The organism is Flavobacterium galactosi, from assembly GCF_048158585.1.
In the GTDB taxonomy this organism is placed as follows: domain Bacteria; phylum Bacteroidota; class Bacteroidia; order Flavobacteriales; family Flavobacteriaceae; genus Flavobacterium; species Flavobacterium galactosi.
Window position 1 is genome coordinate 360009 of the sequence record NZ_JBLNKV010000003.1, and the last position, 15162, is coordinate 375170.

14 protein-coding genes are annotated in these 15162 nt (G+C 35.4%); 11 read left to right on the forward strand and 3 right to left on the reverse strand.

Translation table 11 applies throughout. From position 1 onward, the window contains the following. Positions 1–2: 2 nt before the first annotated feature. The 7 genes from ACM55M_RS08315 (at position 3) to pruA (ending at position 8248) form a co-directional block, all read left to right on the forward strand. A complete protein-coding gene (locus ACM55M_RS08315) occupies positions 3–1349 on the forward strand; it encodes an HlyD family secretion protein (RefSeq protein WP_416857084.1) in 1347 nt (448 codons plus the stop codon). Next, entirely contained in the window at positions 1349–2737 is a 1389-nt protein-coding gene (locus ACM55M_RS08320) for a TolC family protein (protein ID WP_416857086.1), read from the forward strand. The genes ACM55M_RS08315 and ACM55M_RS08320 overlap by 1 nt, the downstream gene beginning before the upstream one ends. 44 nt (positions 2738–2781) lie before the next feature. After that, positions 2782–3600, forward strand: a complete 819-nt coding sequence (gene map, locus ACM55M_RS08325; protein WP_416857087.1) for a type I methionyl aminopeptidase — start codon at positions 2782–2784, stop codon at positions 3598–3600. Between the two features lie 140 nt (positions 3601–3740). Further along, positions 3741–4511: a class I SAM-dependent methyltransferase gene (locus ACM55M_RS08330; protein WP_416857088.1), complete on the forward strand. Its 771-nt coding sequence runs from the start codon at positions 3741–3743 to the stop codon at positions 4509–4511. 93 nt (positions 4512–4604) lie between these two features. Next, positions 4605–5858 carry a type IX secretion system plug protein gene (locus tag ACM55M_RS08335; protein ID WP_416857090.1) on the forward strand — a complete coding sequence of 418 codons (1254 nt, stop codon included), beginning with the start codon at positions 4605–4607 and terminating at the stop codon, positions 5856–5858. 81 nt (positions 5859–5939) lie between these two features. Beyond that, positions 5940–6326 (forward strand): Co2+/Mg2+ efflux protein ApaG, encoded by a 387-nt coding sequence (gene apaG / locus ACM55M_RS08340; protein ID WP_416849289.1) that lies wholly within the window; start codon positions 5940–5942, stop codon positions 6324–6326. A 293-nt stretch (positions 6327–6619) separates the two neighbouring features. Next, positions 6620–8248: an L-glutamate gamma-semialdehyde dehydrogenase gene (gene pruA, locus ACM55M_RS08345; protein ID WP_416857092.1), complete on the forward strand. Its 1629-nt coding sequence runs from the start codon at positions 6620–6622 to the stop codon at positions 8246–8248. A 138-nt stretch (positions 8249–8386) separates the two neighbouring features. On the opposite strand, the gene ACM55M_RS08350 is transcribed toward pruA, so the two are convergent. Continuing rightward, positions 8387–9061, reverse strand: a complete 675-nt coding sequence (locus tag ACM55M_RS08350) for a DUF2490 domain-containing protein (RefSeq protein WP_416857094.1) — start codon at positions 9059–9061, stop codon at positions 8387–8389. 69 nt (positions 9062–9130) lie between these two features. Beyond that, positions 9131–9760: a 16S rRNA (guanine(527)-N(7))-methyltransferase RsmG gene (rsmG, locus tag ACM55M_RS08355; RefSeq protein WP_416857095.1), complete on the reverse strand. Its 630-nt coding sequence runs from the start codon at positions 9758–9760 to the stop codon at positions 9131–9133. Between the two features lie 107 nt (positions 9761–9867). On the opposite strand from rsmG, the gene ACM55M_RS08360 reads away from it, so the two are divergent. From ACM55M_RS08360 to purT, 3 genes are all read left to right on the forward strand, one after another. Continuing rightward, positions 9868–10962: a fatty acid desaturase family protein gene (locus ACM55M_RS08360; protein WP_416857096.1), complete on the forward strand. Its 1095-nt coding sequence runs from the start codon at positions 9868–9870 to the stop codon at positions 10960–10962. A gap of 106 nt (positions 10963–11068) precedes the next feature. After that, on the forward strand, positions 11069–12274 hold the full coding sequence (locus ACM55M_RS08365; RefSeq protein ID WP_416857097.1) for a pyridoxal phosphate-dependent aminotransferase: 1206 nt from the start codon (positions 11069–11071) through the stop codon (positions 12272–12274). Positions 12275–12509: 235 nt separating this feature from the next. Then, positions 12510–13670, forward strand: coding sequence for a formate-dependent phosphoribosylglycinamide formyltransferase (purT, locus tag ACM55M_RS08370; protein WP_416857098.1), 1161 nt, complete (start codon positions 12510–12512; stop codon positions 13668–13670). A 136-nt stretch (positions 13671–13806) separates the two neighbouring features. On the opposite strand, the gene ACM55M_RS08375 is transcribed toward purT, so the two are convergent. Continuing rightward, the gene (locus tag ACM55M_RS08375; RefSeq protein WP_416857100.1) at positions 13807–14622 is read right to left on the reverse strand and encodes an AraC family transcriptional regulator; all 816 of its coding nucleotides are present in this window, start codon (positions 14620–14622) and stop codon (positions 13807–13809) included. A gap of 138 nt (positions 14623–14760) precedes the next feature. Between ACM55M_RS08375 and ACM55M_RS08380 the strand changes: the two genes are divergently transcribed. Continuing rightward, complete coding sequence (locus ACM55M_RS08380; protein WP_416857101.1) at positions 14761–15123, forward strand: DUF983 domain-containing protein; 363 nt, start codon at positions 14761–14763, stop codon at positions 15121–15123. Positions 15124–15162 lie beyond the last annotated feature (39 nt).

A 15162-nucleotide genomic window follows, 5' to 3' on the forward strand; every position in this document is an offset into this window, starting at 1 on the left:
TTATGCTAAACATATCCGATAATAAAACGAAACTACCGTCTCTGGATCGGTATTCAACAGTCAAAAATCTATCCAACAGACCTCATTATAAAATTTTAAACAGAATTATAGCCATTGTCTCCATAATTGGCCTTGTTGCTCTTTTCTTGCCTTGGACACAAAACATTTCAGGAACAGGAGCCGTAACCACTTTAAAACCAAGCCAAAGACCCCAATCTATTCAGAGTGTGATTTCTGGTCGAATAGAAAAATGGTACGTTCAAGAGGGTGATTTTGTCAACAAAGGGGACACGATACTTTTCATATCGGAAATCAAAGAAGATTACATGGACCCTAATTTAGTGGGAAACACAAAAAAACAGATGGATGCCAAGAAACAATCTTTGCAATCGTACGGTTCAAAAGTAACCACGCTTTCTGGTCAAATTAGAGCTATTGAAACCGAAAAAACGTTGAAACTGGAACAAGCACAAAATAAAATCAAACAGTCTCTTTTGAAAATAAAAAGTGACAGTATGGATTTGGTTGCAGTAAAAACCCAACTAAAAATTGCGAACACGCAATACAACCGTACGGCGCAGTTGAATAAAGAAGGGCTGAAACCACTAACTGATATTGAGGAAAAAAGATTGAAATTACAAGAAGTAGAAGCTAAAATCATAACTCAAGAAAACAAATACTTAACCAGCAAAAACGAGTTTATAAATGCAAAAGTAGAAATAAACCGAATTACCGCTGAATATGCTGAAAAAGTTTCTAAAGCCAACAGTGATAAATACACGGCACTCAGCAGTCAATACGACACCGATGCAGTGGTCAACAAACTTGAAAACCAATATGTAAATTACAGCATCCGCAATGGCTTGTATTACATCAAAGCATCCCAAAGTGGGTACATCAACAGAGCCTTACAATCTGGTTTAGGCGAAACTATAAAAGAAGGAACCCCAATTGCTACCATTATGCCATCAGAATATGATATTGCAGTGGAAACTTTTGTAAACCCCATGGACTTGCCGTTGTTGAACAAAGGGGAAAAAGTTCGGGTTTGGTTTGATGGATGGCCAACTATTGTGTTTTCAGGATGGCCAGATATGTCTTATGGAACTTTTGGGGGAGAAATTGTAGCCATTGAAAACTTTATTAGCGAAAATGGAAAATACAGAGTTTTAATCACGCCTGACAAAAATGAAGACAAATGGCCTAAACAATTAAGCATAGGAGCGGGCGCTCAAACTATTGCCTTACTGAATACTGTTCCCGTGTGGTTCGAATTATGGAGAACATTAAATGGTTTTCCGGCTAACTATTACAAACCCGCACCAAAAACAACCAAAGAAAAAAAATAATGAAACCACTACTTTTCGCATTTTTATTCTTTGCGCTTTCTGCTACAGCGCAACAAAACGCGCCAAATGAGCTTTCGTATACGGAATTCTTAGGCTATGTAAAAAAATACCATCCGTTAGTTAAAAACGCTAATTTGGAAATAAACAAAGCACAGGCTAATTTGATGATGGCTCGTGGTGGATTTGACCCCAAAATTGAAGTTGATTTTAGCAAAAAACAATTTAAAGACAAAGAGTATTATTCACTTTTAAATAGCAGTTTCAAAATCCCAACCTGGTATGGAATTGAGATTAAAGCAGGCTTTGACAACAATGAAGGAATTTATCTGAACCCTCAAAACACCATCCCTAATCAGGGATTGACTTCGCTGGGCATCACCATTCCGCTTGGACAAGGGTTGTTTATAAACCAACGCATGGCTGATGTTCGAAAAGCAAAAATGCAAATGCAACTAAGCCAGTCCGAAAGAAAACTTCAAGCTATTGCTGTATTGTATGATGCCTCTTTAGCCTATTTTAATTGGAAGAAAAATTTTAATGAGGTTCAGTTGTATCAGGAATATAGTAGTAATGCACAAATTCGTTTCAAAGGAATTCAATCCTTGATCAAGCAAGGAGATAAACCGGCAATTGACAGTATTGAAGCCGGAATTATTGTAAAAAACAGACTGCTTAACTTAGAGGATTCAAACTTGAAATTGGCTAAAGCCAAGCTGGAACTTTCTAATTTCCTTTGGCTGGAAAATAACATTCCGCTGGAAATATCCGATGCGCTTATTCCCGAAACCCAATTGGAATTTACAATTCAGGAAAGTTTAAAAACGAATGATTTATTGAATCTCGATTTTTCCATCACCAATCATCCAAAAATAAATGCGCTACAAAGCAAAATCGACATATTGAATGTGGAAAGAAAACTAAAAGCCAACCTGCTTTTACCAAAAATTGATGTGGGATACTCCTATTTGTCTGAACCCAGTTATATTGATAATTATCAATTTCAGGATTATAAAATAGGACTGGATTTTTATTTCCCTTTGTTTCTAAGAAAAGAACGCGGCAGTTTGAAACTGGCAAAATATAAAGTGCAAGAAACTGAATTTATATTAGACTTAGAAAAAGTGCAATTAACCAATAAAATTAATGCTCAAAAAATGGAGATTGTATCGTTGCTAAAACAAAAGGCGTTAATCAAAGGTTTGGTACAAGACAATCTGACGATGCTCAATTCTGAGGAACGCTTGTTTTCTTTTGGCGAAAGCTCTTTATTTCTAATCAATACCAGAGAGAATAATTTAGTGGTGGCACAACTTTCTAAAATAGCTTTGGAGAACCGTTTTTACATTTCAAATTCGGAACTTTTTAAAATAATGGCTAATCCGGATTAAATAATTTATAAAATTGTACTTTTGCAAACTGAAAATTCGAAATTATGATTATTGTAAAATCACGTGAAGAAATAGAATTAATGCGCGAAAGCGCCTTAATCGTATCCAAAACATTAGGAATGATTGCTTCTGAAATAAAAGAAGGAGTCACCACTTTATATTTAGACAAATTAGCCGAAGAATTCATCCGTGATCATGGCGCTGAACCAAGTTTTCTTGGGTTATACGGATTCCCAAATTCACTTTGCATGAGCCCTAATGCCCAAGTAGTTCACGGAATCCCCAATAACAAACCCTTAGAAAGCGGTGATGTTATTTCGGTAGATTGTGGTGCCTATAAAAATGGATACCATGGTGATCATGCGTATTCTTTCGAAATAGGTGACGTCGCTCCAGAAACCAGAAAATTATTGCAAATAACCAAAGAATCTTTATACGAAGGAATCCGAGAATTAAAATTAGGAAACCGCGTGGAGGATGTAGGAAATGCGATTCAAAGATACACGGAAGCACACGGTTATGGTGTCGTTCGTGAATTAGTAGGACACGGACTAGGACAAAAAATGCACGAAGACCCAGAAATGCCTAATTATGGCAAAAAAGGAAGAGGGAAACTTTTTGTAGAAGGAATGGTTGTGGCTATTGAACCTATGATTAATATGGGAACCCGAAACATCAAACAATTAAAAGACGGCTGGACAATCCTTACTGCCGATGGGAAACCAAGTGCCCATTTTGAGCATGACGTTGCAATTATCGATGGAAAACCGGAGATTTTATCGACTTTTGGATACATCTACAAAGCATTAGGAATTGTGAGTAATGAAGAAGAGGAGTTTAGAAGAGAGCCTTTAGTTCTATAAATTATTTTAGTCTAACCAGAATTAAAACCAAATTATATGACCTTAAATCACTTATATCTTTAACCTTTTTTGAAACATATAAGTGATTTAAGATCATATAAGAAAATCTAAAGTTATAAAAGCGAATCTCTCTGAACAAAATGAAAAAACTCTTTAAACTTATACTCAATACCATTCCGCGTCCTATACTCATTCGTTTAAGTTACGTGGCCCGTCCCGTTCTTGCATTAGCATTAAAAGGAACGCAATTTACCGATCCTATTGATGGAAAAAGTTTCAAAATGTTCCTGCCTTACGGATATGGAACACAACGAAATAATGTGCTTTCGCCAAGTACACTTTCCTTGGAAAGACACCGTTTATTGTGGTTATATTTGAATGAGAAAACTGATTTTTTCACCTCGGCAACAAAAAAGAAAGTGCTACATTTCGCACCGGAACAAGCCTTTTATAAATTATTTCGAAATCAAAAAAATCTGGAATATACCACAACCGATTTATTTTCGCCTTTGGCAGATGTGAAAGCAGATATTTGCGATTTGCCTTTCGAGGACAATCAATATGATGTTATTCTTTGCAATCACGTATTGGAACACATTCCGGATGATACGAAAGCCATGCAGGAATTATATCGCGTTTTGAAACCAGGCGGAATGGCCATTTTACAAATTCCACAAGAGTTGTCCAGAGCCAGTACTTTTGCAGACGATACCATTACCGACCAGAAAGAACGTGCTAAAATCTTCGGACAATACGACCACGTTCGTATTTACGGTCGTGATTATTTTGATAAATTAAGAAGCATTGGTTTTAAAGTAATTGAAGAAGATTATACTAATAAAATAGCACCCAAACTAGTTGAAAAATATTGTTTAGCGAAAGGCGAAATCATCCCTGTTTGTTTCAAATAGATTTAGGACAAATCAAATAAAGCTACCTTATAATTGGCATAATAATAGTATTGCTTAATTCGCTATATTTACATTTCAGCAATCCAATATATTATGTCTAAAGCTTTTTTTCAAAAAATAGTTCTGCTTTTTATAATCACTTCGGCTACTGCACAAGTAGAAAAAGAGATTGCTCCGCCATATAATATTAAGACAATTTCTTTTGTCCAAAGTGAACAAAATGTTATTCCAATTTTTAAATTAGGAGAAGGATTCCAGTTGCAATTTGACGATTTGTTTGGTAATGAAGCTGATTATTATTACGAAATTACCCATTGTGATTATAATTGGAAACCAACAGACATCCCTAAAAGCGAGTATTTAAGAGGTTTTGACAACCAAAGAATTTCAGATTATACCAATTCTTTCAATGCCTTACAACTCTATTCCCATTATAGGCTGGCTATTCCCAATCAGTTTACACAATTATTAATCAGCGGTAATTACATTCTGAAAATTTTAAACAACAACAAAGAAGCCGTTTTCTCCAGAAAATTCATTCTTTATGAAGATGTTGTCACAATTCCTATCCAAGTAAAAAGAGCCAGAACCGTTAGTAATTTGGAATTTAAACACAACCTGGAATTTACTATTAAATCCAGCACCATTACTTTTCAAAATCCATTGAAAAATGTGAAAGTAGTTTTACTTCAAAATGGACAGTTCAATGACGCGATTACAAATATTGTCCCCCAATACACGATTGGAAATGATTTGATTTATAAATACGATACGCAAACCCAATTTTGGGCAGGAAACGAGTTTTTGTATTTTGAAAACAAAGATATTAGAGCTGCTAATAATAATGTAGCCCGCGTAGATTCAAATAATGAAATCTATAGTTCTTATTTATATACCAATAATTCACGAACAAATTACCCCTATTCTGTAACACAAGACGTGAACGGAAATTTTGTCATCAAGAACATAAACGCGACCAACAATGAAATTGAAGCCGATTATGCCTGGGTGTATTTTAGTCTTTCGGCTCCTACTTTTAGAATGAATAAAGACATTTACATAAACGGCATGTTCAATAATTATAATCTGACACCCGAATATAAAATGGATTATAATGAAAAAAAGGGTATTTATGAAAAAGCAGTTCTAATAAAACAAGGATTTACAAATTTCCAATACACAATTGTAGACAACAAAGGAATTATCGATCATGAAAATGCTATTGATGGAAATTTTTATCAAACAGAAAATGATTATTTCATAATGGTATATTACCGAGAAAACACCGATCGATATGACAGAGCCATCGGAAAAGGGACGGCAAATTCATTAAATATCATCAACTAAAAAAAACTTTTCTAAAAATGACTTTACAAAATCAAATTTTTGTAAATTTGTCATTATTAAGCACCTATTCACTTATTTATCATGGTTTCTCAAATAACAAGAGGCATAAAGATATCAGTATTGACTAGTTTTGAAGGCACCTACTTCAAAAACTATAAGATTCACTTTGCCTTTAGTTATGAAATCACAATCGAAAACCACAGTAAAGATTCTGTACAATTAATTTCTCGCCATTGGGAAATTTTCGACTCTCTTAATGATATAGAAGTAGTAGATGGCGAAGGCATTATTGGAAAAAAACCAGTTTTAAAACCAGGGGAATTTCACACCTACAGCTCAGGATGCCTATTATCGTCACCTTATGGCGCAATGAAAGGGCATTTTAACATGATTAATTTTACTTCTACAAAAAATTTCAAAGTCATTGTACCTACCTTTAGATTGTGTGCTCCATTTGCCTTGAATTAAAATTTAACTCCATTTTTTTAGGAGCTCATCCAGCTATTCATTTCAAGTTTTCGTCGCCTCCTTTATTTTTTTCTAAGTAAAATAAGGAGCTTCTGAAGTCGCTCTTATTTCACAAGAAAAAATATAACGAGCCTACAAAAAGCTTTCCATTTCTATCTGGGCTAAAACACTACATTCTATACTATTCCTTTTAGTTTAGAGCAAAAAATGTTTTTTTTCAAACAATCCTTCGTACTTTTGTGCAATATTTAAAAATACACCACAAGGATTTCTAATTTTATAACTTTACAAATATGTTAAAAGGATTTTTTCATGTACCAAAAGCGGTAAACGAACCAGTAAAAGGGTATGCACCAAATTCACCTGAAAAAGCAGCTGTTCAAGCCGCTTACGCAAAAATGTGGAATTCTAAAATCGATGTGCCATTATACATTGGAAGCGAAGAAATTAGAACTGGTAATACAAAAAACATGACGGCGCCCCATGATCATAAACATATCGTAGGAACGTATCATCTTGCTGAAAAAGCGCATGTTGAAAAAGCGATTGCAAATGCATTAGAATCAAGAACTGCATGGGCTAATATGGCTTGGGAACAAAGAGCGGCAATTTTCCTGAAAGCTGCTGAATTGATTGCCGGACCTTACAGAGCAAGAATAAATGCCGCAACAATGATTGCGCAGTCCAAAAATATCCATCAAGCCGAAATTGATGCTTCTTGTGAATTTATCGATTTTTTACGTTTCAATGTAGAATTTATGACTCAAATTTACGGTGATCAGCCAAAATCCAATTCGGATATGTGGAACCGATTAGAATACAGACCACTCGAAGGTTTTGTATACGCTATCACTCCTTTTAACTTCACGGCCATTGCTGGAAATCTTCCTGCAAGCGCTGCCATGATGGGAAATGTAGTGATCTGGAAACCAAGTGACAGCCAAGTTTTCTCAGCACAAATCATAATTGAAGTATTTAAAGAAGCAGGAGTTCCTGATGGCGTTATCAACATAGTTTTTGGGGATGCTTTGATGATTACCGATACTATTTTGGCAAGTCGCGATTTTGCCGGGATCCATTTTACAGGTTCCACTCATGTGTTCAAAGATATTTGGTCAAAAATTGGAACAAACATCCACCATTATAAAACCTACCCAAAAATTGTAGGAGAAACTGGAGGAAAAGATTTTATCATCGCACATCCAAGTGCTCGCCCTAAACAAGTTGCAACAGGAATTATACGTGGCGCTTTCGAATTTCAAGGTCAAAAATGTTCTGCAGCTTCAAGAGCGTATGTGCCACAAAGTTTATGGCCAGCCATAAAAGAACAACTAATCACCGATACAAAATCCATGAAAATGGGTTCGCCAGAAGATTTCAGTAACTTTATTACTGCGGTTATTCATGAAGGTTCATTCGACAAATTGGCTAGTTTTATTGACCAAGCTAAAAAAGATACTGAAGCCGAAATTATAGTTGGTGGTAATTATGATAAATCTGTTGGTTATTTTATTGAACCAACAATAATTGTAACTACCAATCCACATTACACCACAATGGAAACCGAATTATTCGGACCTGTAATGACGATTTTCGTTTACGAAGATTCAAAATGGGAAGAAACTTTAGAGTTAGTTGATACCACTTCAGAATATGCTTTAACGGGTGCTGTTTTCAGTCAAGACCGTTATGCTATTGAGCAAGCGGCTACAAAATTACAAAATGCTGCCGGTAACTTCTATATCAATGACAAACCAACGGGGGCTGTTGTAGGAATGCAACCTTTTGGTGGTGCAAGAGCATCAGGAACTAACGACAAAGCAGGTTCAGCATTGAACTTATTGCGTTGGGCTTCCCCAAGAACCATCAAAGAAACTTTTGTTACTCCTGAGGATTACAGATATCCGTTTTTAGGAGAATAGTTTGAAATTTTTGAATAAAGATTCTTAATTTTAAAAATAAACAAACCCCACAAGAATTCAAATAATTTTGAAGTATTGTGGGGTTTGTTATTAAAAAACTAAATCTAACAAGCGTAGTTTTTACTAATTATGCAACAATTAAAAAGGCAAGTTATTAAAAATCATAATTTGAAATTGAGTTCTGCTTGTTGCAGGCAAAATTTGGGACATAACACCCGCCTCTACTTTAACATATTTACTGAAACAATATCCAATACCACCATAAACGCGATCCCTATCATAATGATTTTGCTTTGTATTAATGAAGACTTCGTTTGACAACGAGGCATAAACTGCATTTTTCTCCATCACTTTTTTATTTATTGGAATATTCAACGAGAGAGAATAACGCAAACGCATTTTAAAATCATCTCGAATAAATCGTTGTTCAAAACGGTATCTATGTAAAATATTCACGCGTCCAAACTGTTGTTTTGTAATAAATTGCTGAAAAATTCTATGTTCATCTGTTCGTGACTTCTCATCTGTTCCTGCTATGTAAGGTTCTGAATGAATATAAGCATATCCCAGCAATACATTATTATTATTTTGAGATAAATTATAGCCTAAACCTGTCCTAATAAGCAGTTGTTCGAGATCTCCTGCGAAATTAAAATTTCGATATTGCACTTCATTATGAAAATTCCATCTGTCATTTATTTTCTGGTTGCCCAAATAAGCAAACCAATTCCCTACATCTGATTTTTGTGCAATACCATTAACTGCTGCCAATAGTAACAACAAAAAGAAAACTAATTTTAATTTATTTATCATTAAATTATTATTTTTAAATCATGTATTTTTCTAGTTTACAGACACCAATTCGACACTACAAAACAAACCTTACACCACAAACTTCAACGGAACATGAACCACTTTCTTTGTTTCAAAGAATTCATCTTCGAAAAAGCCCGCTAAATTGTATTCTGTGGCCTTTGGAAAATCTTTTAACTCTTCAGTTAAATCTCCTCCTTTTAGATAGAGAATACCGTTTTTCAATTCGTGTTTGTTATTTTTTTTGATTTTGGTTTTCACCCAAGAAACAAAATCAGGCATATTTGTTACCGCACGACTCACGATAAAATCAAAATCACCTTTTACATTTTCGGCACGCAATTGTTCGGCTTTTACATTTTTCAGTTCTAATGCTTCGGCAACAGCCTGAACCACTTTGATTTTTTTGGCAATAATATCAATCAAAAAGAACCGCGTTTCAGGAAAAAGAATCGCCAATGGAATCCCAGGGAATCCACCACCAGTTCCAACATCCAAAACATAAGTTCCCGGTTCAAATTTTATAATTTTGGCGATACCCAACGAATGCAAAATATGTTTGGTGTATAAAGCATCAATATCTTTTCTCGAAATGACATTTATTTTTTCATTCCAATCGTGGTATAGAAAATCCAATTTTGCGAATTGCTCTTTTTGAATATCGGTTAAATAAGGAAAATACTTAAGAATCTCGTCCATGTTCTAATTTTTTAACAAAAGTACTATTTTTAGATTGTAAATATTTAACTCAATTTTGCATATTGAAAATTTATAATAATTATCTTTGGGGATTATTATAAAATTCTATGAACAAGACCGCTCCTACATTTGCAAAGCAAGACAATCTGAAGTTTTTCAGAACGCTTAACTCGCGGGTAAACAATTACTTCAAGGAAAACAATATTCAAAAAACAGGAAATTGGAAACTTTATTTGAAAACCATAATTCTGTTCACCGTTTTTCTTGCGCCGTATTTTTTGATACTAACCTTGGATATGCCATTTTGGGCACATGTATTATTGACTATTGTCATGGGAATTGGTATGGCTGGAGTGGGAATGAATGTGATGCACGATGGAAACCATGGTTCTTATTCTAATAAAAATTGGGTAAATAAATTCATGGGAGGAACTATTTATGTTCTTGCAGGAAATGTATACAACTGGCAAGTGCAACACAATGTTTTACACCATACCTATACTAACATTCCCGGTCATGATGAAGATTTAGATGCTGGACGTGTCATTCGTTTTACAAAAGAAGCAACATGGTATAACTTTCACCGTTTTCAACAATATTATTCTGTTTTTTTATATGGATTATTAACTTTCAATTGGGCTATAACGACTGATTTTAAACAAATGAGAAGTTACCTAAAAAGAAAATTATCCTATGGTGAAGCGAAAAGCCCAAAAATACTTTGGACCACTTTAATCATTACAAAAGTAATTTATGTTTCCATTTGGATTGTTTTACCAATCGTTATTGGAATCACGTGGTGGAAAGTACTTATTGGATTTTTTGTAATGCATTATACAGCAGGATTAATACTAAGTGTTGTTTTTCAATTGGCACACGTAGTGGAAGAAACCACTAATCCTTCGCCAAATGAATTAGGAGAAATGGATAATACTTGGGCGATTCATCAATTATTTACCACAACCAATTTTGCACCAAAAAACAAAATTGTAAACTGGTATACCGGAGGATTAAACCACCAAATCGAGCACCATATTTTTCCAAATATTAGTCATGTACATTACGGCAAAATCGCAAAAATTGTAAAAGAAACCGCACAAGAATGCGACTTGCCATATTACGAATATAAAACGATGCGGAGTGCTGTTATTGCTCACTTTAAGCATTTGAAAGAACTGGGAATGAAACCAGAACTTATATAATAAAAGACGCACCGCAGTGCGTCTCAACAAAAAATTAAACTAAAAAATAATAATTAACCTCCCTTACTTCCGGCATAGGAATTCAGGGCATTCAACACCTTTTTTAATGAACAATCCACTTTCAGACAGAATTAACAACTTAGCCACTTCACAAACATTAGCAATGGCTGCTTTGGCCAGAGAATTAAAAGCACAAGGAAAAGATATCATCAGCTTAAGTTTAGGCGAGCCTGATTTCAATACTCCAGACTTTATCAAAGAAGCGGCAAAAAAAGCGATTGATGAAAATTACAGCACGTATTCTCCAGTAGAAGGATATGCTGAATTAAAAGAAGCAATCTGCAGAAAATTCAAAAGAGATAATAATTTAGAATACAAACCTTCTCAAATTGTAGTTTCAACGGGAGCAAAACAATCCTTATACAATATTGCGCAAGTAATGCTAAACGATGGTGACGAGGTAATTTTACCTGCTCCTTACTGGGTTTCTTACTTCGAAATCGTAAAATTATCGGGCGGAGTTCCTATAGAAGTTCCCACTTCTGTAGATACTGATTTTAAAATCACACCAGAACAATTAGAAGCGGCTATCACACCAAAAACAAAAATGATGTGGTTCAGTTCTCCTTGTAATCCAAGTGGATCGGTATACAACAGAGAAGAATTAACGGCTTTGACAAAAGTATTGGAGAAATATCCAAACATTTATGTTGTTGCTGACGAGATCTACGAGCACATTAATTTCTCAGGAACTTTTTGTAGCATCGCTTCCATCCCGGGAATGTTAGAAAGAACTATTACCGTAAATGGAGTAGCAAAAGCTTTCGCTATGACAGGATGGAGAATTGGATATATTGGAGCTCCTGAATTCATTGCTAAAGCATGTACAAAAATTCAAGGACAAGTAACTAGCGGTGCTAACAGTATTGCACAACGCGCTACCATTACTGCAGTAGATGCTGACCCAAGTGTTTTAAAACACATGGTTGACGCTTTCCATAGCCGTAGAGATTTAGTGGTTGGATTATTAAAAGACATCCCAGGAGTAAAAATCAACGTTCCAGAAGGTGCTTTTTATGTATTCCCAGACGTTTCATCTTTCTTCGGAAAAACATTGAAAGGAACTTTCATCAAAGACGCTAACGATTTCTCTATGTATCTTTTGGGCGAAGCGAATGTAGCAACTGTAACTGGTGACGCCTTCGGTAACCCGGACTGTATCCGTTTTTCTTATGCGACAAGCGAAGATTTATTGAGAGAAGCTTTACGCAGAATCAAGGAAGCGGTAACATTAACCGAAGTTCCTGCATAATATAAAATATGTTTAAAATTTAAAATAGTTTAAGGTTTAAAGTTTCTTCGCTTTATACTTTAAACTATTTTTTTATGGGCATGCCCCGCTGAAAAAGTGGGTCGGGCTATCTGTTGCAATCTTTTTATTACCTTCGCTACCGCTACGGGAATACAAAGGATTTCCACTACTATCCCTCATGCAAAAACAATGAAAAAGTACGGATAGCTCGCAAGCTTTCCCTAACACGATAAATATGAAAATACTACTTCTTGGCTCAGGCGAATTAGGAAAAGAATTTACAATTTCCGCCCAACGCATCGGACAAATTGTGATTGCAGTTGACAGTTACGAAAATGCACCCGCAATGCAAGTGGCCCATGGTTTTGAAGTCATCAATATGCTGGACGGCGAAGCCTTGGATCGAATCGTTGCTAAACACCAACCTGATTTCATTGTTCCAGAAATAGAAGCCATTAGAACCGAGCGTTTTTATGAGTACGAGAAACAAGGCATCACGGTAGTTCCATCTGCGAAAGCGGCTAATTTCACCATGAACCGAAAAGCGATCCGGGATTTAGCTGCCAAAGAATTAGGTTTAAAAACTGCTGATTATCGTTACGCCACAACTGCTGAGGAATTGCAAAAAGGCGTTGAAGCCGTTGGAATGCCCTGCGTGGTAAAACCATTAATGTCTTCGTCTGGAAAAGGACAGTCCACGATAAAAACGGAAGCCGATATCGAAAAAGCGTGGAATTATGCCGTTGAAGGTTCCCGTGGCGATGTGGTGGAAGTAATTGTAGAGGCTTTTGTCAAATTCAATTCGGAGATTACTTTATTGACAGTAGTTCAAAATAACAATCCCACACTATTTTGTGCGCCAATAGGTCACAGACAAGAACGTGGCGATTATCAGGAAAGCTGGCAACCCGCTTTAATTTCCGATAAGGATTTATACGAAGCGCAAGACATGGCCGAAAAAGCAACCGAAGTGTTGGGCGGAGCGGGACTTTTTGGAGTAGAATTTTTCTTGGCAGATGACGGCGTTTATTTCTCGGAATTATCGCCAAGACCCCATGATACCGGAATGGTAACTTTGGCCGGAACACAAAATTTCAATGAATTCGAATTGCATTTAAGAGCCATTTTGAGCTTGCCTATTTTCGAAATTACATTAGAAAAAGCGGGAGCGAGTGCCGTAATTTTAGCTTCTGAAAATTCAACAAACCCGACGTATTCCGGCATCGAAAAAATTGCCTCTTTGCCTAAAACTGATTTTAGAATTTTTGGCAAACCAACTTCAAGACCGTATAGAAGAATGGGAGTAGCTTTGGTCAATGACACCCTAGAAACTCCAATTGAAGAAGTGGTAGAAAAAGCGAAAAATGCAGCGCGTTTGGTTACCCTGCATTCGTAATCATTTCATAACATGATGAACTGTAGTTTTGCCATGGATTTTACGAATTAATAGATTATAATTTTAAAGAAATTCGTGGAATTCGTGGCTAACATTTTTTACTCCGTTTAAAATATTCATCAGTCACATCCCAAACTCACTTTTTACTAATTCGAAAGTTCGTCGGAGTTTTTCCTGTATTTTTTTTAAACAATCGTGTGAAATACGAATAATCATTAAAGCCTAATTCCGTAGCGATTTCATTGACAGTAAACTTTTTATCCATCAACATGCGCTTAGCTTCGAGAATGATTCTATCTGTAATTACTTCGGTTGTGGTTTTTTGCAAGATTTCATTGCAAATCCGGTTCAAGTGTTTTAACGTAATATGAAGTTGCGAAGCATAGAAAGAAGGCATTTTTTCCGTTTTAAAATTCTTTTCTAAAAGCACCTCAAAACCCTTGATTTTCACATTATACGAATGCGCTTCATGGAGATGTTTTTCACTATATTTTCTGGTAATTTCAATATGTATAATATCCAGCAGATTCATGATTTTATCCTGCTTCCGTAATTGATTTTCGTTAACCTCAGTAATCATACTTTCAAAATAAGGCAAAATCGCTTTTGATTCAGATGCATCAAAAACCATTTCAGGCTTATTGTCCACCGAAGAATAAAAGGGATAGTCCCCGATGGTTTTTTGTCCAAAATAGAGATTGTACATTTCCTGCGAATAGAAAATCACAAACCCTTCCACATCATCCGATAAATTCCAATGGTGCATTTGTCCGGGCTGCAAAAAAAACATACTTCCCGGCTGAATCGTAAATACATCAAAATCAATTTCATGTGTTCCCGATCCTTTGGTAAAAAAGACCAAAACATAGGAATTATGGCGATGCGGTTCCTCCACAAAACTATGGTCGATCAAGTGATTTTTGAAGGTATTAATGTATAAATCGCTATTCACGGAATTGCAGTTAAACCGCTGAATGTTATAAATAGGATACTTTTTCATATGCCCTGAATGTCTTTTTTGTGCTATAATAAGCGAATATAGAAAACATCCATGACGTGGATTAGAAATATCTTTGATAAAAACAACAAAATGTCAAACGCTATCGTCCACATCCTAAATAATGATTGCCCTCATTGCCTTGAAGGCAAAGTATTTAAAGAAAAAAACATTTTTTTTAATATTGGATTCCCTAAAATGAACCCTTATTGCTCCCATTGCCAATTTAAATTTGAGAAGGAACCAGGCTATTTCTTTGGTGCTATGTATGTAAACTACGGACTGACAGTAGCGCAAGGAATTGCAACTTATATTATTGCCCAATTTTTCTTTACCGAAACTTTCGATTTAAGAATCATCCCTATTATTGCTGTGATAATTGTCATCATGGCTTCTTTTAACATTCGCTTTTCCAGATTATTGTGGATTTATATGTTTAAAAATTATTCGAATTAAAAAAAAGAACAAAACCTTAAAAACAGCTATTGCAGAGTC